The 25954-nt window shown below is 56.3% G+C and carries 16 protein-coding genes; 5 read left to right on the top strand and 11 right to left on the bottom strand.

Features of this window, described 5'->3' with window-relative positions:
• Positions 1–327 precede the first annotated feature (327 nt).
• The 4 genes from HQL52_05280 to HQL52_05265 form a co-directional block, all read right to left on the bottom strand.
• Positions 328–1854: an adenylyltransferase/cytidyltransferase family protein gene (locus tag HQL52_05280; GenBank protein MBF0368855.1), complete on the bottom strand. Its 1527-nt coding sequence runs from the start codon at positions 1852–1854 to the stop codon at positions 328–330.
• Between the two features lie 24 nt (positions 1855–1878).
• A complete protein-coding gene (locus HQL52_05275; protein ID MBF0368854.1) occupies positions 1879–2868 on the bottom strand; it encodes an SDR family oxidoreductase in 990 nt (329 codons plus the stop codon).
• Positions 2869–3509: 641 nt separating this feature from the next.
• Positions 3510–5972 carry an EAL domain-containing protein gene (locus HQL52_05270; protein MBF0368853.1) on the bottom strand — a complete coding sequence of 821 codons (2463 nt, stop codon included), beginning with the start codon at positions 5970–5972 and terminating at the stop codon, positions 3510–3512.
• 202 nt (positions 5973–6174) lie between these two features.
• Positions 6175–7767 (bottom strand): hypothetical protein, encoded by a 1593-nt coding sequence (locus tag HQL52_05265; protein ID MBF0368852.1) that lies wholly within the window; start codon positions 7765–7767, stop codon positions 6175–6177.
• Positions 7768–8772: 1005 nt separating this feature from the next.
• Here HQL52_05265 and HQL52_05260 point away from each other — a divergent pair.
• The gene (locus HQL52_05260) at positions 8773–9384 is read left to right on the top strand and encodes a PepSY domain-containing protein (GenBank protein ID MBF0368851.1); all 612 of its coding nucleotides are present in this window, start codon (positions 8773–8775) and stop codon (positions 9382–9384) included.
• Between the two features lie 15 nt (positions 9385–9399).
• Here the strand turns inward: HQL52_05260 and HQL52_05255 are convergent, their stop codons facing one another.
• From HQL52_05255 to HQL52_05235, 5 genes are read right to left on the bottom strand one after another with little or no spacing between them, the layout of a single operon-like run.
• Complete coding sequence (locus HQL52_05255) at positions 9400–11277, bottom strand: long-chain fatty acid--CoA ligase (GenBank protein MBF0368850.1); 1878 nt, start codon at positions 11275–11277, stop codon at positions 9400–9402.
• On the bottom strand, positions 11201–13369 hold the full coding sequence (locus HQL52_05250) for an enoyl-CoA hydratase/isomerase family protein (GenBank protein MBF0368849.1): 2169 nt from the start codon (positions 13367–13369) through the stop codon (positions 11201–11203). The genes HQL52_05255 and HQL52_05250 overlap by 77 nt, the downstream gene beginning before the upstream one ends.
• A 12-nt stretch (positions 13370–13381) precedes the next feature.
• On the bottom strand, positions 13382–14692 hold the full coding sequence (locus HQL52_05245; GenBank protein ID MBF0368848.1) for an acetyl-CoA C-acetyltransferase: 1311 nt from the start codon (positions 14690–14692) through the stop codon (positions 13382–13384).
• Positions 14689–17127 carry an acyl-CoA dehydrogenase gene (locus HQL52_05240; protein MBF0368847.1) on the bottom strand — a complete coding sequence of 813 codons (2439 nt, stop codon included), beginning with the start codon at positions 17125–17127 and terminating at the stop codon, positions 14689–14691. Before HQL52_05240 ends, HQL52_05245 begins: the two co-directional genes overlap by 4 nt.
• Positions 17124–18179: a hypothetical protein gene (locus HQL52_05235; protein MBF0368846.1), complete on the bottom strand. Its 1056-nt coding sequence runs from the start codon at positions 18177–18179 to the stop codon at positions 17124–17126. The genes HQL52_05240 and HQL52_05235 overlap by 4 nt, the downstream gene beginning before the upstream one ends.
• Before the next feature lie 893 nt (positions 18180–19072).
• Here HQL52_05235 and HQL52_05230 point away from each other — a divergent pair.
• Together HQL52_05230 and HQL52_05225 are read left to right on the top strand one after the other, a co-directional pair.
• The gene (locus tag HQL52_05230; GenBank protein ID MBF0368845.1) at positions 19073–20212 is read left to right on the top strand and encodes a Fic family protein; all 1140 of its coding nucleotides are present in this window, start codon (positions 19073–19075) and stop codon (positions 20210–20212) included.
• Positions 20213–20612: 400 nt separating this feature from the next.
• The gene (locus HQL52_05225) at positions 20613–21341 is read left to right on the top strand and encodes an FHA domain-containing protein (protein MBF0368844.1); all 729 of its coding nucleotides are present in this window, start codon (positions 20613–20615) and stop codon (positions 21339–21341) included.
• A gap of 405 nt (positions 21342–21746) precedes the next feature.
• On the opposite strand, the gene HQL52_05220 is transcribed toward HQL52_05225, so the two are convergent.
• On the bottom strand, positions 21747–22073 hold the full coding sequence (locus HQL52_05220) for a PilZ domain-containing protein (protein MBF0368843.1): 327 nt from the start codon (positions 22071–22073) through the stop codon (positions 21747–21749).
• A gap of 152 nt (positions 22074–22225) precedes the next feature.
• On the opposite strand from HQL52_05220, the gene HQL52_05215 reads away from it, so the two are divergent.
• Both HQL52_05215 and HQL52_05210 read left to right on the top strand, forming a co-directional pair.
• Entirely contained in the window at positions 22226–22966 is a 741-nt protein-coding gene (locus HQL52_05215; protein MBF0368842.1) for a hypothetical protein, read from the top strand.
• A 271-nt stretch (positions 22967–23237) separates the two neighbouring features.
• The gene (locus HQL52_05210; GenBank protein ID MBF0368841.1) at positions 23238–25697 is read left to right on the top strand and encodes an EAL domain-containing protein; all 2460 of its coding nucleotides are present in this window, start codon (positions 23238–23240) and stop codon (positions 25695–25697) included.
• 3 nt (positions 25698–25700) lie between these two features.
• Here HQL52_05210 and HQL52_05205 read toward each other — a convergent pair whose 3' ends face one another.
• Positions 25701–25895 carry a hypothetical protein gene (locus HQL52_05205; protein ID MBF0368840.1) on the bottom strand — a complete coding sequence of 65 codons (195 nt, stop codon included), beginning with the start codon at positions 25893–25895 and terminating at the stop codon, positions 25701–25703.
• Between the last annotated feature and the right edge of the window lie 59 nt (positions 25896–25954).

The following is a 25954-nucleotide window of genomic DNA, read 5'->3' as shown; positions in this document are numbered from 1 at the left end:
CTTTTGATTTTGATCTTATTTTTTGATTTTGATCTTATTTTTTGATTTTGATTTACAACCCCCCGGGGGTGTGGGGGCTTGCCCCCACGGTCTTTCTTTTGACCTTTGTCTTTCTTTTCAGTCGCTCCAAGATTTTAATGAAAAAACAAAATCAAGACCTTGGGGCTGCGCCCCAAACCCGCTGGATATGGAAAATCAAAGGTTTAAGTCAAAAGATTAAATCAAAAGATTAAATCAAAAGATTAAATCAAAAGACAAACCTTGGGCTCCGCCCAAACCCGGCAGGGAGATAATCCCCCTGCACCCCTATCAATAAAATCAAAAGCCTTACTTGAGAAGAGTATTGATATACTTAAATAAATTGACCGGCAATACCGGCTCCCGATTGCAAACAATCTGAACATCCAAAGCAGCGGCAGAAGAACCCAAAAAAGCCGCAACCTCAGGCTCAAGCCCACCAGCCAAAGCCAAACCCGCCAAACATAAAAAAGCATCCCCCGCACCAATACGATCCACCACCTTGGTGGAAAGCGCAGGAACATGATGAATCCGCTCACTCTCCTGCTCCAAAAATAACGCCCCATCCATACCCAAAGTCACCGCCAGATTTTTAGCCCCAACCCGCGCCGCCAAAGCCGCACCCACCTTTTCCACCGAATCCTGACGATTATGAGCCGCCAAACGCACCTCAGGCTCATTCAAAGCCGTAAAATCAACCCTGGGATAACGCGTAATAACATGATAACCCCGATTGCCACTGTTGATCTGAGTGTTAACAGCCAAAAACCTCGCCGTCTCACTCAAATCCCTGGCCATATCCACAGAAATAAACCCATTGCCATAATCAGGCACCAATACCAAATCATACTCAGCCGCATGAGCACGAATCCACTGACGTATGGGACTCTCCACCTCAGGCGTCATGGGATCTTCGTCGTAATAATAAACCTCAAACAACTTGTTCATGAAAGGATCAACAAAACGACGCTTGACCAAAGTCGGAGCATCCTCAAAATAATGAAAATGCGTGATAATTTTGGGATCCAACTTGGAACGAATGAATGGCTCGTGACGCCCCCCACGACCAAGACCAGTCAAAAGAGTCACCTCACCAGCAAACCCGGCCAAATGGTTGGCAATGGCCAACGCACCCCCAGCAAACTGCTCGATGGAATCAAACTTGGCCGATAAAATATGACCGCTCTTGCCAGTCTGCCCCATAGGCGTAGCCCAACAATATTCATCGACAATCGCCTCCCCCACCACCAACACCTTGAGGGAACTCAAACGTTGCACCTGCTCAATAATACTGGTGGCATCATGCTTTTGGCGAAACCCAGCCAGATAACGCCGGGCCAAAGGCGAAAAAACATCGAAATGCTCGTTGATAAGACTGGAAGAGCTGAATTGAATTTCGTCAGTAAAAAAAATCCGACCCCCAACAGCCTCCACCGCATTTTTTTCCAACATGATGTTGCCGGTAATATCCTGCTCCGGATCCTGATAATCACTCCCCTTGACGTAAACATGAGGCTTGATTCCCTGGATGGCGGAAACCGCCGTGGCATCATGATGAATCGCCACATGATCCACACTGGCCAAGGCTGCAATGCTCTCCGCCCGCAGGCTTTCCTGAAAAACCGGACGGCTGGGACCCTTGTTGATAAAACGATCCCCGGTGAGGGTGACCAAAAGAATATCCCCCTCCTTGCGCGCCCGAGCCAAATGCCGGATATGGCCCGGATGGAGCAAATCGAACGCCCCATGGCAAAGCACCACCTGCTTACCCTGCTTACGCAGCTGCCGGGCTTTTTCAGCCAGTTGTTCAAATGAAAGCTGTTTGGACGACATCATTTTTCCCACCCCCCCAAAAAGGGTCTACTCTTTTCCCAAATAACGGAACCAAGCCGAAGTAGCCTGTGCTATGGATTCGGTATCCCAAACCGGCGCATCCCCCCAAGCCTCAATCTGACCCAGCATGCGCTTAACCCCCTCTTCAAAAGGGACCTGAGCCTGCCAACCCAAAAAAGCCTCGATCAGGCGGATATCAGCGAAGGTACAATCCGGCTCTCCAGGACGCTTGGGAAGATAGGTCACCGGCCCCCCTAAAAGTTCCACCAGGCGGTTGATGGATTGATGAGCGCCACTGCCGACATTAAAGGTGCGCCCGGAAATATGGGATCGGGCCGCCGCATGGAAAGCCTCCGCCACATCAGTGACATAGGTAAAATCCCGGGTTTGAGCCCCATCCCCCACCACGGTAAAAGGCTTGTTGGCCAGCTTTTGAGCCAAAAACACCCCGAACACCGCGCCATAAGCCCCAGTGGTGCGGGAGCGGGGACCGTAGATGTTGAAAAGACGCAGGGAAAGTGCTGGCAGCTGGTAAGTGTTGGCCCAATGCAACACCAACTCCTCCCCCATATGTTTGGTCAGGGCATAAGGGTATTGGCAGCGAATTTCGGCACTCTCAGGGGTGGGAAAGTGGTCCGGGATGCCGTAGCAAGAGGAGGAAGCGGCATAGACAAAACGCTTGACGCCAGCATTTTTGGCCGCCTCCAAGGTGTTCAGAGTGCCCGTCACGTTAACGCTGTAATAGCGCTCGGGCTCTTCGATGGAAGGTACGATATCCGCCAGACCCGCCAGGTGAAAAACCCACTCCACCCCTTCAAAACAGGGGGTGAGCTTTTCCTTGTCGCGGATATCCACCCGATGGACGCTCAGCTGGGCATGATCTGCCAGGGTGGCCAGATTTTCCCCACGACCCGTGGAAAAATCATCCACCACACGGACCCGATGTCCCGCATTCAAAAGCAACTCCACCAAGTGGCTGCCAATAAAACCGGCCCCGCCCGTCACCAGGGTGATCATCCGACCTCCTTTTCGAATTCCTCCACCCCAGACAACACCAAAGGGGCAATGTGTTCCAAATTCAGACAGTTATCTATTAACTATCGATAATAGCCACCGTTATCCCATACTGCCACCAACCACGGCAACCGCTTCAAACATCCAGGCAACCCCTCCCCCCCTCATTGTGAATCTGTCCCAATCAGGAACCATAAGCCGCAAAAACCATGCCCCAGTTAAGGGAAAAGCGTAGAGATGGTTGGCAACTGATTGAAAAAAACAGGGAAATGAAGAAAAGTTTCCAGAGAAGACTGGAATTCGAAGAGAGGGCTGAAGAAGAAGCGCTGCCACCCCGGTGGAACCAGGCATTCAAATCTCATTTATCTGGAAGGCATCTCCGCTCTCCTGGGATGAAGCAGAGTCTGATATAGCCATTCGAATCAAAAATTGAACATATGCCGTTGTATTTTTTCGTCATTCCCGCGAATGCGGGAATCCAGGGCGTCTGGCACGAAACCTTCCAAATTTTGCTTCACTTTCAACAAAATACCGATCTTGCTGAAGAGTTGGTTTTTCCTTGAGGGCCATGATTATCTCTCTGGATCCCCGCCTTCGCGGGGATGACGAGCCAGAGAAGAGTATCCAATTCTGAGGTAGACCTACTATACCTCCCGGGATCCACCCATTTTGATGCCTTCCTCACGCAGCAGGGATTCAAACTGTACCACCGGCAAGGGGCGGCTGAACAGAAAACCCTGCATCTCACTACAGCCGTTTTGGGATAAAAATTGCCACTGATCCTCCGTCTCCACCCCTTCAGCCACCACAGTCAGGGTGAGCTTGTTGCCCAAGGAGATCACCGCAGAAATAATCGCCTCGCCATCCGGATCAACCTTGAGATCACCGATAAAAGAGCGGTCGATCTTGAGGGTTTGCAGGGGAAAACGCTTGATGTGGGAAAGAGAGGAATAACCGGTGCCAAAGTCATCCAAGGCGATATGCAACCCCAAGCGGCTCAACTCCTCCAGGGTGTTACGGGCCTGCTCCACATCGTCCATCATGGTGCTTTCGGTAATTTCCAGCTCCAAGGATTCCGCAGGCAAACCGCTCGTGGCCAGGGTTTCCTGGACCAACGCCACCAGATCCTGCTGGCGAAACTGCCGACCGGAAAGATTGACCGCCACCCGCAAGGGCCCCAGCTCAAGATCAAGCCACTTCCGGGTCTGGTGACAGGCGCTCCTGAGCACCCACTCTCCCAGAGGCACAATCAGGCCGGTCTCCTCGGCCAAGGGGATAAATTCATCGGGGGGAATCAAGCCCACATCGGGGTGGTCCCAACGCACCAAAGCCTCCATGCCGATGATGCGTCCAGAGACCAAATCCACCTTGGGCTGATAATGGAGCAAAAACTCTCCCCGCTTGAGCGCCCCTCGCAGATTTTCCTCCAAAGCCTGCCGACGCAAGGCCGCCTCTCCCATGGCCGGGGTATAAAACTGCAGATCATCTCCCCCCCCCTTTTTGGCCCGGGTCATGGCGAGTCCGGCATTTTGAGCCAAAATATCGGGATCGGTGCCATCGTCCGGAAAGAGGGCCACACCAATGCTCGCTGTCAGAAAAAATTCCCGCTCCTCAATGTGATAAGGCTTAAAAAGCACCCCAGCCACCTTACGCACCACCCGGACCGTCTCGGGCACCCCCTCCAGATCCGGCAGCACCAGGGCAAAATCATCCCCACCCAAACGACTGGCGGTATCCCCCTGACGGATGGTACTGCGCATCCGCTTGGCCACCTCCTGAAGCAGGGCATCCCCCCAGGCGTGTCCCAGGCTATCGTTGATATTTTTAAAATGATCCAGGTCGAAACGCACCACCGCCAGACGGCATTGATGGCGCTTGGCCTGACGCAGAGACTGGGCCAGGCGATCATGGAAGAGGCTTCGGTTGGGGAGTTCGGTCAAGCTATCGTGATAGCTCTGGTGACGGAGGGCCTCCCGAGAGCGGACAATGTCGGTGAGATCAGTCAGCACCCCCACATAGTGGCTGAGTGCTCCCTGGGAGCTGTGGACAGCGATGATGGAGAGCCTGGCGGGAAAAGCCTCACCATTTTTGCGTCGGTTCCAGATCTCGCCATCCCAGCGCCCCTGGCTGAGGAGGGTTTGCCACATCTCCTGAAAAAATTCCGGCGGATGGCGTTTGGAGTTGAGCAGATCGGGGCCTTTGCCCTTGACCTCCCAGGCCTCATAGCCGGTCATGGCGGTAAAGGCCGGGTTGACCGATTGAATGTATCCATCGCCGTCGGTCACCAACACCCCTTCGGTGGCATTTTCAAAGGCTTTGGTGGCGACTTGCAGAGCGCTTTCGATCTGGCGTCGATGGGTGACGTCGTGGAGGGTGAGGAGAAGCCGTCTGGGGGTACCATTATCATGACGGGTCAGCTCTCCCAGACATCTGACAGTGCGCACCTCGCCATCGGTTCGCACCAGGCGATGTTCCAGCTCCAGGCTACTTTCACAGCCGTGCAAATAGTCCTCGATCTGCCCCTCTATCCGCTTTCGATCTTCATGATGGATGGCCACCAGATAGGCCTGGAAAGGCCACTCCCGCTCGTTGGGGCCGAGCCCCAAAATCCGCAACGCCTCACAGGTCCAAATGTGGGTTCCAGCTTCCAGATCCCAATCAAGGCTTCCCAGGTGGGCGATCTCCTGGGATTTGATCAACGCCTCTTCGGTGCGCTTACGCAGGTGACGCTCCCGGAATTTTTCCAGCTCCCGTTGGATGGCGGGCACCAGACGTACCAGGTGCTCCTTGCGCAAAAAATCATGGGCTCCAGCTTTCATGAGTTGGACAGCGGCTTCATCGCTGATGGCCCCGGAGACCACGATGAAGGGGCGGCTGCTCTCCCGGGTTTGCCAGATCGCCAACGCCTCCTCAGCACCAAATTCCGGCAGGTGATAGTCCGCCAAGGCCACATCCCAGACCTGCTCTTCCAGGGCAGCCTGCATCGCTGCCGGGTGTTCCACCCGCCGGGCGTGACAATCAAGCCCGCCTTTTTTCAGGGCACGCAGGAGTAGCTGAAAATCACTTTCCAGATTCTCCACCACCAATATATGCAATCCCTTGCCCATGGCCTGTTCGGTCGATCCGGACGGATGCTCTCGCCCAATCGTTCTCTCTCCTGTTTGCTATAAAAACCCCTCCCCCCTGATAAGTGCTCCCCCTTCGCCCCCAACACCCTGTTTATTGCCGACCAGATTACGCCACTCCCCCCACAATCGCCACCCGGGATCCCCTCATGAGATACCCATCACCTTGGGAACAATACGATATTCAAGAAGACTCCTCCTCCACCGGCAACCGCTCCCACAATCCTTTCAGCCCCGGCAACCGCTCCCCCAACGGCCTCTCCCCGGGCAAACGCCTCCCCAACGGCAGCTCGTCACCATTTTTAATCACCCGGGCGCCCGGAAACATCAAACCTTTGACAACGTCCCCCCCATCGCCCCTACCGACAGTCGCCTCCGCAACACCATCGCCCTTGATCAAGAGGTCATCCTCCTTCGAAACATCATCCCCCTCGGCAAGCACTTCCTCACCCTCCCCATCCATCCCGCTCCCGAGAGGCAGGGTAAAAAAGAAAACCGCCCCCTCCCCCGGCTGGCTTTCAGCCCACAGCTTACCCCCATGTCGTTTGATAATCCGCTTGACGGTAGCCAGACCAATCCCGGTGCCTTCAAAACGACCCGACGTGTGGAGCCGCTGGAAGGGGGCAAAAAGCCGGTCGGCATCCTTCATGTCAAACCCGACGCCGTTATCCCGAACGAAATAGCAGGGGCTGCCCTCCCGGGTGGTGGAACCAAACTGAATCAGGGCTGAATCCCCTTCAGCGGTAAATTTCCAGGCATTGCCCAGGAGATTGACCGACAGCACCTTCAACAGTCTCAGATCCCCCCACACCCAATGACCCTGGGCCACCTCCACTTCCACCCGCCGATTGGGCTCCAGAATGGCTTGGCTGCGGGCGGTCTCCGCCATGATTTCCGACAGGTTGATCCGTCCCATGGTGAGAGTGCCCCGGGTCATCCGGGAAAGATGCAACAGCCCTTCGATCATGCTGTTCATCTCCCGACTCCCCTCCTGGATGAAACCCAGAAAGGAGCGACCCTGATGGTCCAGGCGCTCGCCATAATCCTCCAAAAGCGCCTCGGAAAAACCGCTCAGACTGCGCAAGGGAGCCCGGAGATCATGGGAGACGGTATAAGAGAAGGATTCCAGCTCCTGGTTGGCCTGACCCAGCTTGTGGTTGGCCCACTTGAGGTCTGCCGTACGCTTGGCCACCTGCTCCTCCAGGGTACGGTTCAGCTCATGGGCCTGCCGGGCATTTTCCCGCTCCCGCTCCAAAGCCATGGGATCCAGGGCCAGCTTTTTGATCGTGACCCACAACGCCCCCCAAAGCAGCAGAATAAACAGCCCAAAAATCCCCAACAGCCCGTGATAAAGATCCGTCAAGGCCGACTCCATGGCCGATTGATCCATATCCAGAGTCACCGTCAGATGATTGTCCCTACCAAAGGGCAGCTCTCTTTGCAGTTGGACCACCCCGTGTTCCGATGGGGACCGGGAAAGATCGCTCAGCACAAAACCATTTTTGCTGATCGCCTTCAACACAATGATATTTGGATGTTTTTCAAACAATCCCCGCAGATGATCAACCACTTGGGAAAAATCTCCCAGAGCCAGACTTTCCGCCAAAAAGGAGCTGATCAACGCCATTTCCAGCTGATGGTGGAAGTCATCCTGCCGACTCAGCTGACGGCGCTGTCCGGAGACCAAAAAACCACTGGCCACCACTGAAAAACCGATCAACAAAATCAAAATGGTCCACAATAGCGGCCCACGCCGCCAGGAGGTGGTCACATTCACGGCAACTCCCCTGGCGTAGCGATAGCAAAACAGATCCTGACCATAAGGTCATGGCCTGTTTCACCCGGGGCACCCCATCCCGAACTGGACCCCAAAGCCCACCCCCCAGCCGTTACTCTTGAAAGATATCTGATGTCTTGTCCGTTCATGGACAGCCTCCAGCCAAAAACGCATCCCTTCCATAGGGACATCACCGATCCTTATGGGGAAGTTTCCCCCACCTGAAGGTGGAAAAATATTAAATTCCCCTTCACCCCCAAGACGAAGAACCCCCGCAGAGGCCCCTTGGTGAGGCGTGGAATTTATAGATAAAAGGCTGTTTTATTGAGGCTTTTTTTGAATAAAAACACGAAGCGGAAAAAACGCGGCAGGGTGTGGCGTCTGTGAAAAATGTTCACACCCTCAAGATGACATCCAACAAAATGACGAAAACAACTTAAGCGATGGAGATGGTGTGGGAGAAGATCCCGAAAAAAAAGCTGGACGAGCCCCCTACCCCCTCCCCTCTCACACCCAAATGAGTGAGCAGGGGGCTCGTCATGGAGTGTCGGAAGGAGAGGCTTCCCCACCCAAAAAGAAGCCTTTCTAAACACTCCAATATATACACTAAGCCAAATATAAGAATAATTTCAAGCATTTATTTTGCTTAGAACACGGATTATTTGTGATAGAAGCAGCAAATGCACCGATAAACCCAAAAAAATCCCGTTGTTTTCAGTCCGTTCCGCACGCCATCGCTGTTAATCGTCCCAAGCCGGTCTCAGGAATGGCTCCCGGCCATTTTCATGGTTACGGGAAAATGGGAGCCCTTCGGGGAGGCTGTTTCCCCCCGGGACCACGCCCCCTCTTTCCTCCCGGGAACCAACGGGGGATAATGCCGGTCGAATGTGGGCGTTGTTGGAGATAACGCCCCATGCACCCAAGAGTGGTCCGGATCTCCCGGATGCATCCACCCCCGGGAACACAACCGATCACCCGCCCCCCCCAATAGGGTTATAACCTGCCGTGAAGCCAAGCGAAAACCGCCCCACCAAGGGCCGAACCTCCCTCCAAGCCGTCATTCGGTCGATTCACTCCTGGACCGGGCTCGTGGTTTTTCCCTTGCTGCTGATCGTTGGGGTGACCGGCTACTATCTCAACCATGAGAGCTGGTTTAAGCCCCTTTTTGAGACGGAAGTGGAGATCACGGATACGTTTGAAAAAAACCGCCGACCCGTCCACAAAAACCAAGCCATGGCCCTGGCCAAACAGCTCTGGCCCCAAGAAAAAATCCGTCAGGTCAAACGCAAAAAATTCAAGGGCATTCAGAGCTATCACATCCGAACCCAAGATCACCGCCTGATCGTCACCATCCCCTATGGCCATTTTTTTGTGCAGGAATCCTACTGGCAGCGCACCTATGCCCCCAACGGCGAGTGGCTGGAATCCCGCTTTGACTGGGATGAATTTATGGAAGATCTACACACCGGAAAGGTGGCCGGGGAGGTGGGGGAGTGGCTGTCGGATATCACCGCGATCTGCCTGGTTCTCTTTTCCCTCTCTGGCATTTATCTCATGATCGTGCCCCGCTGGGGGCGCTATCAACGGCGAAAAACCACCCCCCAGCGCCAAAACTGATCCCCCAGCCACAGATTATGACGTCACCAGATGTCCTGCATACATCTCGGCCACCTGGTGGGAAAAGCGGTTCTGAATCTGATTGCGGCGCAACTTGAGAGTCGGCGTGATCAGACCGTTTTCCACCGTCCACGGGTCGATCAGAGGGGTCACCACCCGGATCTTGGCATGTCCCGGAAAAGCCCCCAGATGATGGGCTATCCGCTGCAAAAGCTGCTCCCGCAAAACCTCGGTCTGCAATAGATGACAATCATCGGGGTCCAACCCCAGGGAAACCGCCATCTGCCGAAAACGCTGGCGATCCAGCACCACCAATGCTGACAGATAGGGAGCCCCCTCCCCCACCACCATCACCTGGGTAAAGAGGGGATCCAGGGTGATGGCGCTTTCCAGATCCGACGGCGGCACCTTGCGACCATTGGCCAGCACGATCATCTCCTTACGTCGACCGGTAATGCGAATGTGGCCGTTTTCGAGCTTGGCCAGATCCCCGGTGTGGAGCCAACCCCACTTATCCAACACCTCCCGGCTCGCCTCCGGATTGTTCCAATAGCCCATCATCACCGTAGGCCCCTTGACCAGCAACTCCCCGGCCTCGTCAATCCGCACCAACGTACCCGGCAAGGGCACACCCACGCTTTGGGGATCGTTATCCTCCAGCGGATTGACGCTGATCACCGGGGAGGCTTCGGTCAAGCCATACCCCTGAATCACCGGCACCCCCAACCCCAAAAGAAAGCGCGCCACCTGTTGGCCCAAAGGCGCCCCCCCACACACCGCCACCCGCAGACGCCCCCCCAGGCGGCTGAGGAGTTTTTGCGCCACCAGCCGTTGCAGGAGTGGCCACAGGAGCAGATCGATTCCCCACCCCCTGCGCTTTTGGGAGGTTAAAAATCGCTGCCAGCCCACATGCACCGCCAGGCGAAAAAGTCCCTGTTTCAGCCACGACCCCTGCTCCAAACCCGCCTGGATTTTAAGATAGAGCCGCTCATAGATCCGAGGCACTGAAATCATCGCCGTGGGACGCAGCTGTTGCAGATCCTCCGAAAGCAGGGGAATGGAGCGGGCAAAAGCCACCCGCGCCCCCGCCATCATGGGCAGATACAAACCAGCCGTGCGCTCCAAGGCGTGGGAGAGGGGCAAAAAGGAGAGAAACAGATCCTCCCGATAAGTCGGCACCACCGTCAGGGCGTTATAGACGTCGGACAAAATATTGCGATGGGAGAGCATCACCCCCTTGGGCCGCCCGGTGGTGCCGGAGGTGTAGATGATCGTGGCCAGATCCCAGCCAGAGCCCTCCCCCCGGTGCAGGGGCATTCCCTCTTCAGCCAGCCATTGCTCCGCCGGAATCAACAGCGGATCGTGGTCGTTGGCCGCACCCATTCCGGCTCCGGCTCCAACGCCGTCAGCAACCCCATCTCCAACCCCATCTCCAAACCCACCCCTGAGGGAGATCACCCGCCCCAGAACACTCGTCGCAGCCAGATGTTCGGCAATGGGCATCCATTCACGCCCCTCTCCCACCAGCAGCAGACGCACCCCGCAATCGTTCAGGATGTAGGCGATATTTTCCGGTCGATCCCCGGGATAGAGGGGCACCACCACCAGCCCCAAGCCCAAAGCGGCCTGATCCAGGGCGACCCACTCCAGGCGGTTTTCCAGCAGGATCCCCACCCGGGAGCCGGGGGGCAGGGCTTCCCGAAGCAGGGCCTTCTGCCAGCGCCCCACCACTTCGGCCATACCCTGCCAGGTGATGGAGTGCCAGCTCTCAGCCTCCCCATCATAAAAACGATACGCCTCATCCTCCGGGGACTCTTCAACCCGCACCCGAAACAAGTCGGACAGGGTATCCACCTTCCAGGGTGGGGTCAGTTGAGGTGTGCGTTTTTTCATGATTTTTCTCCCTCTGACCGATCCACGCCAGCAGCTTGGGATCGTTCCATCCGGCATCCGCTTTAAAGCGATGGCCGTGGCGCATCTCCAACACCTTGAGACGTTTGAGCAGATTATCCACCCCTCTGGTAGCGACCCAGGCCATGGGGCCTCCCCGGAAGGGGGCGAAACCGGTGCCGAAAACAATGCCACCATCCAATCCGTCCGGATCCGCCACCACCCCTTCCCGCAGGCAGGCTACCGCCTCGTTGATCATCGGTAGAATCAAGCGATCCATCAGATCTTCCGGCGGTGGGCGTTTGCCCTTGAATTCGGTGGCAATGGCTTTGCCTTTTTTGTAGCGATAAAAACCGCAATCGCTCTTCTTGCCCCGGCACCCCAGCTCCACCCGTTCCCGAAGCAGGGTGGGCACGGGACGGCCCAGGTGGGTGGCGAGAATTTCAGCCACGGAGAGGGAAATATCGAGCCCCACCTGGTCTGCCAGGGCAATCGGCCCCATGGGCATGCCAAAGCGCAGTGCCGCTCGGTCCACTGCCCTGGGATCCACCCCCTCCGCCACCAGGGTAACCGCCTCCAGGAGATAGGGGAGCAGGATCCGGTTGATCAAAAATCCCGGACCGCTTTTCACCACCAAGGGCAAGCGATCCACGGTAACGGCAAAACCGCACGCCGCCGCCACCGCTGCCGGGTCGGTCTGCTCTTTCCGGCAGGTCACCACCTCCAGGAGAGGCATTTTGGCCACCGGGTTGAAAAAGTGCAGCCCCACCAGGCGCCGGGGATGTTCCAGCACCGAGGCGATCTCCTCCAGAGGAATGGAAGAGGTGTTGGTGGCGAGGAGCGCCCCCGGTTTCAGGCGCTTTTCCACCTCCCGAAAGAGGGACTGCTTGGCGATCAGGTTTTCAAAAATCGCCTCGATCACCACATCCGCCTTCCCCACCCCCACCCCTTGGGTATCGGGGATCAAGCGATCCAGGGCATCCCGCACCAGATAGGGATCCTTCAATTTTTTCCGGTAGAGCTTGTTGGCCCGCACCAGGGCCCGGGAAATGTTTTCCTGGCTCTGATCGTGAAGCGTCACCACCATGCCGTTGAGTGCTGCCCAGGCGGCGATATCCCCCCCCATCACCCCGGCCCCGATCACATGGAGCCGCTTGGGACGAAAATCGCTCCCCTTGCCCACCCCCTTCATCTGCTCCCGCAGGGTGAAAAGGCGAATCAGGCTTCGGGCGCTCTCCCCATTGAAGAGTCGGGCGACGGAGTTGGCCTCCTGGCTGAACATCTCTTGGGGATCACCCGCCCAGCGCTGCCACAGGTCGATCAGGGCGTGGGGGGCTGGATAGTGATCCACCGGGGCGCGCACCGCCACCTGACGATGGAGGTAGGAAGCCACCAGGGCGCGCACTCCGGGAAAGCCTGCCACCCGCTGCCAAAAACCGGCCCGCTGCAGGAGAGGAGGATGTTCAATCAAGCTCACCGCCGCCCGTTTCAGATGGCGGCGGGGGGCGGTGCGGTCCACCAACCCCAGCTTCCGGGCGGCTTTGGCGTTCAGGGTGCGGCCCGTCAACATCATGCCGAGCCCCTGCAAATGACCAATCAATCGGTTAAGACGCACCGTGCCGCCAAAACCGGGATGGATCCCCAGCTTCACTTCCGGCAATCCCAAGCGGGTGCAGGGGGCTTCCTCCGCCAGTCGATAGCGGCAACTCAAAGCCAGCTCCAAGCCACCCCCCAGGCAAAAGCCATGGATCATCGCCACCGTCGGGCAGGAGAGGTTTTCCAGCTTGTTGAAAATGGGGCCTGCCTTGCGGATATGCTCACGGGCCTGGGCTTCCCCCTGAAAATCGGTAAACTCCGTCACATCCGCCCCGGCGATAAAGCCGCTCTTCTTGGCGGAGAGGATCACCAACCCCCGGGGAGGCGCCCCCACCAGGGGATCCAACACCCGATCCAGCTCCAAAAGCACCTCGGTGGAAAGCACATTGGCCCCGCTGCCCACCACATCCAGGGTCAGCCAGGCTATTCCGGTCTCATCCTGCTCAAGCTGCCAGTGATGACCGGTTCCGATTTTACGATCGGTCTTATTATTGTCCATGATCACACCTCCCTAAACCGCTTCCGCCAACATCGCCCCACCCTGGCCACCACCGATACAGAGGGCGGCTATCCCCCGGCGGGCGTTTTTGGACTGCAACAGGTTCAACAGATGCAACACAATGCGCGCACCACTGGCCCCCACCGGGTGACCGATGGAGATCGCCCCGCCATCGACATTCAGCCGCTCCCGGGGAAACCCTCCAAGAGCGCCATCAAGCCCCAACGCCTTCCGGCCATAATCGGCATCCCGGGCCGCCCGATCACACGCCAGCACCTGGGCTGCGAAGGCTTCGTTGATCTCCCAATAGTCGATCCCCGACATGGACTGTTTTTCGCGCTTTAAAAGCTGGGCGATGGCGTGGACCGGCCCCAAACCCATCTGGGCCGGATCCAAACCTGCCCAGGCCGCTGGTGTCACCCGACCCAGCACCCGCAGGTTGTGTTTCATCACCGACTGTTCGTCAGCCAAAAGCAGCAGCGCCGCCCCATCGCTCACCTGGGCGGAGTTACCCGCCGTCAGCTGGCCGTGGTGGCGGTCGAAGACCGGTTTCAAGCGGCCCAGGGCTTCCAGGGTCGAATCCTTCCTGAGCCCCTGATCCGCCCCTTCGATACCTCCCCCCACCTCAAACAGAGGGGTGACCTCCTTTTTGAAAAGCCCCTCCTCCTGGGCTTGGTTCAGACGTTGATGGCTTTCCAGGGCGAAAGCGTCCATCTCCTCCCGGGTGATCCCGAAACGATGGGCCAAAATTTCCCCGGTCTGGCCCATGGAGAGCCCCACCACCGGATCGGTGAGCCCCTTGAGCAGAGCCACCACCGGGCGCAATTGTTTCAGGCTGAGCGCCCCCAAAAGCTTCATCTTGGCAGGCACGCCCCGGGCCTTGCGCCAGTTGGCAAACCAGGAGACCAGCTCCGGGCGCCACTGGAGAGGGGCCCGACTCATCGCCTCCACCCCCCCCGCCAGCACCATCCGGGAGGAGCCGTTTTGAATGTTGCGAATGGCTGTATCAATCGCCTGCATGCCGGAAGCGCAGTTGCGCTGAACGGTCCAGGCCGGGGTTTCATGGCCACACCCCAAACGCAGGGAGACCACCCGGGCGATATTGGCTTCATCCGGGGCGGGCAACACACACCCCAAAATCACCTCGTCGATGCTCTGGGGCTCAAAGGGTTGCCGCAGGAGCAAATGGCGCCCGGCCGCCACCGCCAAGTCCGCAGCCGACATGGAATTGGGTCGCCCCAGGGCTTTTAAAAACGGCGTCCGGGTGCCATCCACCACATAGACCGGCTCCAGAGCTTTTCCCACCACTGGGCTTACGTTCATGCCGCATTCTCCCATTGTTTGGAGGGGGCTGGAAATTCATCCACCTGGATCACTTCCCGGCGCAGTCGATCGGCGTTGCGAAGGGTTTGGGCTTCCAGAGAGTTGATCACCCCCTGCCCCACAGCCGCTTCCAGCAAGGTGTCGTTGCTACCGATATGCAATTTGCCAAACACTTTCAGCTTCCGCTCCACCGGCTCGGCGGCGATGGTGCTGGTGAAGGCCGCTTCCAGCCGGGCGAAAGGTTCCCGATCTCCGGCAGGAATAAAGATCCCGGCAGTCAGGCGATCCCGTACCGGGGCCGGCTCCTGGAGCAGGGCGGCGCACTGGTGGGTCAAACGGTCGCTGGGAGGGGTGTGAGAGCGTCCCAGGGGGGCTGCCACCAGAGAGAGCAGCCAGGCCAGGGGGCGGAAGGGAAAGTTTTCCAAAAATCCCGCCAGGGATTGCTCGGCCCCATGAAGATTATGGTGCATGGCCCACTGGAGCAGGGGCAGATCGCTTTCGGGACGACCCCGCTCATGGAACTGCTTCAGGGCCGCCGCTCCCAGATAGAGATGGGAAAGCATGTCCGCCATCCGCCCGGAGAGGGATTCCCGCCGCTTGAGGGAGCCCCCCAGGGTGAGCAGGGCCACATCGGTCACCAGGGCGAAAACCGCCGCCAGCCGGGTGAGCTGCTGGTAGTAGCGTTTTTCCGCCCCATGGACCGGGGTTTTCACCGTGCGCGCGCCACTCAGGCCATACCACACTGCCCGGGCACCATTTTGCAGGGTGAAGGAGACATGATTGAAAAAAGCCTGATCAAAAGCCCGGGCACTCTTGGCCGGATCGGGCTCTTCCAACGCCTGTAGTTCATGGAGAATATGGGGATGGGCCCGGATCGCCCCCTGGCCGAAGACAATCAGGGTGCGGGTGAGAATATTGGCCCCCTCCACCGTGATACCCACGGGAATCGCCCGATACATCCCGGCGATAAGGTTGCGAGGCCCCACACAGATGCCAGCGCCTCCCACCACATCCATGGCATCATTCACCACCCGGCGCATCCGCTCGGTGAGCTGATATTTGGTGAGAGCTGAAATCACCGAAGGTTTGTGGCCCTGATCCACGGCAGAGACGGTAAAGCGTCGGGCCGCTTCCATCAGCCAGGTCTCCCCGGCCATGCGCCCCATCGCCTCCTGTACCCCTTCGAAGCGACCGATGGGCAACTTGAATTGCCGCCGCACCCGGGCATAATCCCCCACCACCCGACAGGCGGTCTTGCCTGCACCGACACTGAGTGCCGGCAGGGAAATGGAGCGTCCCTCAGCCAGACAATCCATCAACATCCGCCACCCCTGCCCAGCCCGGGGGGCACCACCGATGACCATCTCCATGGGAATGAACACATCCCGCCCCCGGGTGGGGCCGTTTTGGAAGGGAATATCCAATGGATTGTGGCGGCTGCCGATCTCCATCCCCGGCAGGGGCACCGGAATCAACGCCAGGGTGATCCCGACATTTTTTTCCATCCCCAAAAGCCCGTCGGGATCGTGGAGGCGAAAAGCCAGCCCCAACACCGTCGCCACCGGGGCCAGGGTGATGTAGCGTTTGTCCCAGTTGACCCGGATGCCCAGGACATTTTTCCGTCCCTGCCAATCCCCCCGGCACACCACCCCGGTATCGGGCATCGATCCCGCATCACTGCCCGCTTCGGGCGAGGTCAGGGCAAAGCAGGGAATCTCCCGGCCATCGGCCAATCGGGGGAGATAGTGGTCCTTTTGCGCCTCGGTGCCGTAATGGCGCAGCAGCTCCGCAGGCCCCAGGGAGTTGGGCACCATCACCGTCACCGCTGCGGTGATGGAGCGGCTGGCGACTTTGGTCACCACAGCCGAGTGGCCGCTGGGAGAAAAACCCAGCCCGCCATACTCTTTGGGAATCACCAGGCCGAAAAAGCGCTTTTCCTTCATGAAGCGCCACACTTGCGGGGTCAAATCCTGGGTGGTAGCGGTGATCTGCCAATCGTCGATCATCCGACACAGCTCGGCCACCGGCCCATCCAAAAAAGCCTGCTCCTCCCGGCTCAACACCGAGGGGGGCTCATTCAGGAGCTTTTCCCAGTTGGGATCGCCACTGAATATTTCCCGATCCCACCACACCGTCCCCGCTTCCAGGGCTTCCTTTTCGGTGCGGGAGAGCGGGGGCAAGGCCTTGCGGAAGAGCCCCATCAGAGGAGAGGTCAAAAGCTTGAGCCGCAGGGAAGAGATATTGACCACCGCAGCCAGGGCCAAAAAGCTCCCGGCCCCAAGCCAGTGGAACCCGGTGAGAGGTGTCCAGGGCCAACCGGCCGCCAAGACCACCAACCCCACCCATCCACTCCAAGCTCCCCGGGAAGCGCCGTAAAAGGCCAACATCCAAAAGAGAGCCAACAATCCCGGAACCAGCCAATAATAGGTATTCATGACGATCCCCTTTCCACAGTTGCCTGTTGTCGCTTCTCCCGGCTCTTCCCCTCATGGTCATCAGCCGGTAACCCCGGCACATTCAGGCGGGAAGCAAAATGGAACGGCCCACCCAAACCCCAGGAGGGGAGGGAAAACGGCCAGGAGATAAGTCGCCTGGTTTTTTTGAGGAAGGTATGGAGCGCCCCCTTGGGCGACACCACCCAGGCGTTTTTGGTGCTCTTGCCAGGGCCAGGCAGATAACAATCCCCCTCGGCGTTGCAGACCAACCCTTCGCAATCCCAGGGCAGGTTGCGGTAGTTGGCCAGATCTTCATGGCCCACCAGGGGATATTTGATGATTTCGAAATAGGGAGAGTGATCAAAATCCCGGGGGGTGAAGAGCCGGAAATTGCGCCGGTAGAGCTTCAGCTCCCCCGCATCATTGCGCTGCACCACCGGCAAAATCGGAAAGTGCACCGACATGAAGGCCTGGGCCAACATGGAAGAACAAACCGTGCGGGTGGTATCCCCGGCCTGGTGGGAAAAGAGGCTGGAGCGAAAGCGCCGGGGCAGGATGCTGTAAGGTAGCAAAAAGCGGGCAAGATCAATGATCTGGCGAACGTCGTAGCGGGTGCCGATACGGTGAATGGCATATTCGATCACCTTCAGGGCGTCCCACTGGGAGATCGCCTTGGGGCGGCAGATGCGCAAATGGTGGGTCCGGTAGTTGGAGAGGGGCGTGACCACCGTCCCCTCACCCATCATCGCCTCCACCACCAAAGGCTCTTCGGAATCCCCCTGATAGTGCTGATCCAACAGGCGTCGGAGGTTCAGGTCATCAATCTGGCTCAAACGACCGATATAGAGCACCGAGTGGGACCAGGGGGACTGGGTGATGGTCTTGATCACCTCGCTCACCCGGCTGCGCCCTTCCACCAGGATCACATCACAAGGCCGCACTTCGGCTGTGAGGCGCTGGAAGTTGCAAAGGGGCATGCCGCTGGGTTGTGCTTCCGAGGTCAACCAGCCAACGATACGATCTCCCATCCAAGTCGTGATGTGTTCACCCATGGAACCCTCCACGTAAGCTTAGGAGCCGAGCCACTTTCAGCCATCGGATCCGACCCCCTTGGATACAACCCTTTGGGCCCATGCCTCCCTTGTTTCAGGAGTCATGCGTAAAGCGCGAACGGTCCACTGCTTGTACTACTTGGATAGTCCAATCTCCCTTTAAGTTTCAGGACCGTAGCCCGATCTTGTCGAACTGGATGTCAAGTAAAACAATGTAACAATCTCCAAAAATGGAGCAATTTCGGAAACAAACAAAAAATTGTTGAATGAATCAAAAGAGTTACCTGGCCACTCACCAGGAAACAGTCGCCGCCATATTCAGCCAACAGCGGCTTTCCCCACCCCAAACAGAGTAAAATTATTTTTACATTTCACCCATTTTCAAACAGATTCCTGCCAATCTACCTGCATACTTGGTGCCATTACTGAATAATCTCCAGCTAATATTCGATGCTAAGCCCTGTTTTTCAACAGAATACCTCCATAAAACAACAGCGCATAACAGCCACTTATACACATATACATATGTAGAATTCAGGCAAAAATGGTCCATTTATCGATACAAACTGCCGAAAATGGTCATATACCATGCCTAATTTACAATAGGTGATCCACATTTTTGATGTTTTGCCAGAAATGGATCAAACTGAACAACTACCGACTAAAGCCGGTTGGTTCGAAAACAGGTGCTGGAAGCTGGCCAGCTAAAACCGGTAGTTTGAACCTTACGCAAAGATAATCAGCGTAATCCGATTCTCCCGAATCCATTGACAAAAATCATCGGCAATAGCAGGCTGACAGAATGGGAATATATTTTTTCAGGACGTTTCCCAGGATAAGCAGCCCCCCTGTATTCAGCCAAATTTCCGTTGCACCAAACAGTACGGTTACCTATGAAATTCGAATCCTTCATTTCCGGAACGAATCGCCAACAATACCAGTACAAAAGCTTTCAGCCAGCTCTGGTCAACCTGGAATGGCGCTGGGAAGACCCCCGCATCAACCAACTCCTGGAAAAAGCCAGCCGGGCGCTGGGAGAACTCAACGCCTTTACCTCGATTGTTCCCAATGTGGAAATGTTTATCCGCATGCATGTCATCAAGGAGGCCCGCCTCTCCTGCCAAATCGAAGGCACCCGAACCCAGATGGATGAAGCTGTTCTGGAAGAGAATGAAATCCCTCCTGAACGCCGGAATGATTGGCGGGAAGTTCAAAATTATATTCGGGCCATGAATGAAGCTGTTGCCACTTTGCCAGCCCTTCCCCTCTCCCTGCGCCTCCTCAAAGATACCCACGCCACGCTTTTGTCAGGTGTCCGAGGGGAACGCAAAACCCCGGGAGAATTTCGGCGTAGTCAAAATTGGATCGGTGGGGCTTCTCTGGCTGACGCGGCTTTCATTCCCCCCCATCACAACGATCTACCGGAACTGCTGGGAGATCTGGAGGCCTTTTGGCACAATGACGAAATTCAGGTTCCCCACCTCATCCGTTGCGCCATCAGCCATTATCAGTTTGAAACCATTCACCCTTTTCTGGGTGGCAACGGACGTATCGGGCGACTACTCATCACCCTCTATCTGGTCAGCAACGGTCTTTTGACCAACCCCTCCCTCTACCTTTCAACTCATCTGGAAAAAAATCGAGGGGCCTATTTTGATGCGTTGACCCGTGTTAGGGAATCCAACGATATTGGCCATTGGTGCCGATTTTTCCTCCAAGCGGTTTTGGAAACAGCAGAAAATGGCAAGCAGACTTTCCAAAATATTCTCGCTCTGCGGCAGGAACTGGACAGCGTCATTGCCACCCTGGGGCGTCGCGCTGAAAATGGCCACAAACTCCTCCATTATCTTTACGAGCAACCTGCGGTTAATGTCGGGACGGTCGCAAACCAGCTACAAACAACCTATCAGTCGGCAAACCAACTGGTGAACACCCTGGTGGAAAAAGGGGTATTGGCAGAAATTACCGGCTATCAACGTAACCGAATTTTCGTCTTCCACCGTTATCTGAAAATTTTTAGCGGGGAAACTTGAACATGGAATTCCTTATTGTGATTTTTGCGGCCAAAATCACAATAAGGAATTCCATGTGATCATTTCAGCTCCATTTGATAACACCACAACCCGATCTGAAAAATCCAACCAACCAGAAACCTCCTCTGGAAGGGAGAAATCATCGATGCTCGCCCCAACCGAATGATTTTTTGCCACTGTCATCTAAATATTTTCAGGGAAAAACCTGAATACAAATATCCATATGATGATTTGGCCCCATGAAATCACAATAAGAGATCCCTTATTCTCTTTTCAGCCCACCCCCACCCCACATCCCTACTGCTCCCAACAGCTCTTTTCCCACTTCTTCCCATTTTTCCCCGAGCATGGCATAATCCGTGACAATGGTTGATCTGCCCCTTTTTCCTGGAAAATGCCAATGGCCAAAGTCATTCTTTTGTTTAAAGAAAAAGTCCGTGGAGAGTTTGGTCTGCCAAACCCTTCCAGCACCGTTGGTCGCAGTGCTGACAACGACATCCACATCGATAATCTGGGGGTTTCCCGCAAGCATTGCCGTATTGTGCAGCAGGGAAACCATTTTTTGGTGGAGGATCTGGGCAGCAACAACGGTACCTGGCTCAACGGCAATCGTATCAACGCCATCACCCCCCTGAAGGATGGGGATGTGATCGGCATCGGCAAACACCATCTCCAATTTGTAGCTGGTGGTCGCCAGGCTGCCCCTCAAAAGCAATCCCCTGCCGCCGCACAAAGCGCCGACAGTTCCGCTGATTTTGACGGCACCGTGTTCATCTCCGCCGGCAAGGAACCGCCCCCCATGCCCGCCAATGTCGGCACTCCCGGGGCCGCAGCCTTCCTCTCTCTGCTCTCCAGTGGTGATTCCGTGCCAGGGGGGCGTACCCGCTTTGACCTGAGCGAAACGATGACCCTGGGCAAAAGCAGTGGGGCTGATGTTCGCCTGAGCGGCTTTTTTACCCCGGGTATCGCAGCCGTCATCACTCAAAAGGCGGATGGCTTTCGGGTGAGACCCATGGGGGGCTGGTTCAAACCCCGCTTAAACGGCGCCAAACTAACCCGCATCGAAATGCTCTCCCACGGAGATCTATTGGAAATCCGCAATTTCCGCTTCAAGTTCAATTTGAAGTGATATTTACGGGTTGGGCAGGATGGTGCAAAGCCCACGACCGGATTGACGGGTCATGGGAGTCATCTTGAACCTAGCTGTATAGGATTGCGTAGAATGTAGCGAGCTGCGCGAACTGCATCGGTCGATGTGATTTTACAGAGAATTGCGTAGGATGTGGTGAGCTGCGCGAACCGCATCGGTCGATGGCTTTACAGTTAAAGATGCGCAGGATGTAGCGAGCCACGCAAACCCCATCGTTCGATGGCTTCCACACTATAGAGTTAAACCAAAGCCCCTCTCCTTCGGATTGGTTGCATGAACCCAATGGTGGTTGATGGGGGGGGAAGTGACTTGGATGATACGATGCGTATCTTGATTGATACGGCTCCCACGGCTCACGATTATCCTACCGGGATTGCCCCCCACCTAAGACCGCAAATATTGCAGCAGCTCCTCTTCCGCCTGATCCTGAATATGCAGCCCCAACAAAAATTCCCCCTGCTGCTCCTTCCGGGAGACCACCTGGCACTCATAGAGCTGGACCCCACCATCACCGGAAACCTCCAGCTGGAGCTTATCCCCCGGGGCCATCGATTTGGGAGAGAGGATGCCAAACCCCTGGAGGCCGACATTTTGAATCCGCGCCTCAAACTCCTGGCCGCCCTGGAAAACCTTCACCGGCTCCAGAGCCGACAGACGCTGTGAAAGCCGATTTTCGATCCCTTTTTTGGCAGATCCGGATACATTCGCCATGCTTTTTCCCCTTGGTTCCTGATTCAGCGGTTCCACTTTCATGCCAGCATTGACAGCTCGGATCATCATACGGCGCGGGTTGCCCGGAATCCAGCGTGGCCGTAGCATACAGGCTGATTCCCATCCCATGGCCATCGCAACAGGGAAACCCCATGCAGACTCTGATACAACCGAAGCTCCTGCTCATCCCCCTCTGCTCAGGCCTTTTGACCTGGTATTGCCACCACATCGACTATGTCCTACAGATGCGGGTTTTGGCGCAAGTGGCCTTTGCGGGGATTTTTTTTACCTTTGCCATCACCATCGGCACCGCCAACCGCCGCCGCTTTGAGGCCCTGGATGAAATCGCCGCCCTGAAATCCCACATTCTCAGTCTCTCCGGCGTTTTCGCCCATCAGCACCCCAAGGAGCGCCTGCCCTTGGTGATGGATGCCTTCCGCACCTTTTTTCCCATTGCCCGTTCGGTATTGATCCGCGAAGAACGCAAGGTGGATGGGGAAGATTTACGCCAGATAGACGATTTTTTTGCCTTTTTGTTGGGGGAAATATTCAAGATCCGCCAGGATGGCCTCTCCCCACCAGAGATCGCCCGGCTGCTCCACTGGTATCAGGGAATGCAATACTCCTTTGAAAGACTCCTCTCCATCAAAGAACACTACACCCCGGTTATTTTACGCTATTACATCCAGACCGCTCTGATCACCGCCATTTTTTTTCTCTCCCCGGAGTTTGCCGGTATGGGCTGGCTGGGGGTTCTCGCCTCCGTGCTGGCCACCGGCATGATACTGGCTCTACTCACCATTCAGGATATGATCGAAGCCCCTTTCGGCACCGGCATGGACAACATTCATTTCGCCTTTATCGAGCGCATTCAACAACGGCTGATCAAATAATCCCCGCACCCGGTATTTTTCACTCTCTACCTTTCATTTTCTTCATTTCCCGGCTTGAATTTTGCTGCCCCAAGCCTTTTAATGGCGTGTTTAGGTGAGAAAATGGGCATGACACCTGGATTGCTGACGTACAATTGATTATCATTAACAATTCTTATGGGTGTTTTTCCAAACCTTTCCTCTATCCATTTAAAAACAATTCAACAAATTCCTGAAGACTCGAAGGGATACCGCCTTCGAAAAACCATACTTGGCCGTAATGTGAGTTGCCGTGAACCCTGAATCAGTCCAAATACTCCTGGTAGAAGACGAAAAGGCCCATGTGGACCTGATCCGCTATGCCTTTGACGCCTGGGGAAACGGCTGCCTGTTGACCGTCGCTGCCACCCTGGCCGAAGCCCGGGAAAAGCTGTCACTGATTGAGCCCAACCTGTTGATCACCGACCTGGCGCTGCCTGATGGCCAGGGCTCGGAGCTTCTGCCTGAGGATACCAGCACCCTCCCCTATCCCGTCATCGTCATGACCAGCCACGGGGATGAACAGACCGCAGTGGATCTGCTCAAATCAGGGGTGCTGGAATATGTCGTCAAGTCCGGTGACGCCTTGATGGAGATGCACCGGGTGGCGGAGCGGGCCTTGCGGCAGTGGGATCACATCCGGGCCCGTAAGCACTCCGAGGCGGAGCTGGTCAAAAGTGAGGAGCGGTTCAAAACGCTCTTTAACACCATGCCCACCGGGGTTGCGGTTTTTGAGCCGGTCAACAACGGCGAAGTGTTCATCCTCACCGATCTCAACCGGGCAGCGGAGCGCATCAACGATATCCGACGGCAAAAGGTCATCGGCAAGCCCCTCACGGAACTCTTCCCCAGTGCGAAAACCTCAGGCTTGGCAGAAGCCTTCAAACGGGTCCATTTTAGTGGTGAGCGGGAGCATTTTCCGGTCTCCATCTATGAAGAGGAAGTGCTGACCACCTGGTTTGAAAACGACGTCTATCGCCTGGACAGCGGCGAGATCGTCTGTATCCACGAAGATCTCACCGATCAAAAGCGGACCGAAGATCGCCTGCGGCTCACCGCCAAGGTGTTTGACAACACCACCGAAGGGATCCTCATCACCAATTCTGCCAACAAGATCATCGACGTCAACCAGGCCTATTGTCAGACCACCCAATATTCCCGGGAAGAGGTGCTGGGCAAGGATCCCGGCTATCTTAAATCAGGCCGCCACGACATCAACTTTTACGCCCAGATCTGGCATACCCTCCTCAAGACCGGCCAGTGGCAGGGGGAAGTGTGGAATCGCCGCAAGGATGGTGAACTTTTCCCCAGCTGGCTCACCATCAACACCGCCCGCACCGCCGACGGCAACATTCTCCACTGTATCGGTATTTTCAGCGACACCACTGAAAAAAAACGCATGGAAGCGCGCCTGACCCGTATGGCCTATCGGGACTATCTGACGGGCCTGCCCAACCGCTTGCTGTTCAAGGATCGCCTGGAGCGGGAACTCAAAGCCTCCCGGCGGGTGGGACGCAAAACCGCTCTGATGTTTTTGGATCTCGACCATTTTAAAAAAGTCAACGACTCTCTGGGCCATGCGACGGGTGATAAACTATTGCAGGAGTGTGCACGCAGGCTGCGGGGCGCGGTGCGGGAGGTGGATACCGTTGCCCGCATGGGGGGGGATGAATTTACCCTGGTGTTGATGGATGTCAAAGATGAGCAGGCTGTGGCCCATGTGGTGCGCAAGGTGCTGGAAGTGTTTGAGCACCCCTTCACCATCGACGGCCACATCATCAGCATCACCGTCTCCATCGGTATCGCCATGGCCCCTTCCGACGGCCAGGATCACGACACCCTGACCAAACACGCTGATACCGCCATGTATCAAGCCAAGGCGGATGGTCGCAAGGCCTATCGCTTTTTCGAAGCCGCGATGAATGCCGCCAATCTCCACCGTCTGACCCTGGAATCCTGCATGCGCACGGCGCTGGAAGAGGGGGAGTTTCAGCTCAACTATCAGCCCAAGGTGGCGGTCAGTGGCGGGCAGATTATCGGAGCGGAGGCGTTGATTCGCTGGATCCGTCCCGAACACGGCATCGTCTCCCCTCTGGATTTTATCCCCATCGCCGAAGAGAGCGGTCTGATCATTCCCCTGGGGGAGTGGATTTTGGAGACCGCCTGTCGGGATGCCAAGACGTTGATGGATCAAACCGGCAACCCCTTCACCATGGCGGTCAACCTGTCGGCCATTCAATTTTTGGATAAAAAGCTCCTCCCCACCATGGAGCGCATCCTTCAGGAGACGGGCCTGCCCCCGGAAAACCTGGAGCTGGAAATCACCGAATCCATGGTGATGAAGGATGTGGAAAAGGCCATCGATACCATGAGCCGGGTGCGGGAGATGGGGATAATGATTTCGGTGGATGACTTTGGCACCGGTTATTCCTCCCTGAGCTATCTCAAGCGCTTCCCCATCCACGCCTTGAAGATCGACCGCTCCTTTGTCCGGGATATCGTCCAGGATACCGACGACAAAGCCATCGTTTCGGCGGTGATCTCCCTGGCCCGCAGTCTGGAACTCAAGGTCGTTGCCGAAGGGGTGGAAGAGCCGGAGCAGCTGACCTATCTGGAATCCCAGGGGTGCGACTCCTTCCAGGGCTACATCTTCAGCCCCCCGGTCAAATCCGATATTTTTTCCGAGCTGCTGAAAAAAGAGCAGGGGGAATAAATCTCAGCCCAACGCCCCCCCGATGATCTCATCCATTTCGGATAAAACCTGATCGATACCATAAACACCTTCTCTTTCCCCCTCTTCCCTGACCCCATCCAGCATGGCGTCAAAGCGGGCGCGCTTATTTTCATTTTCCTGAAGCAGGTAGGGGGCGCTGGGACAACAATCATCGGGACTAATACATACCCAATACACATTTTCATTGCCAATTCCCCCGACTCAGGTATTCTGAAATCTCAACCAGGGAGAAACAG

This window comes from Magnetococcales bacterium, from assembly GCA_015232395.1.
Lineage (GTDB): Bacteria > Pseudomonadota > Magnetococcia > Magnetococcales > JADFZT01 > JADFZT01.
The sequence above is the reverse complement of the archived record's forward strand: the minus strand, read 5'-3'. Positions and strand labels throughout refer to the sequence as shown.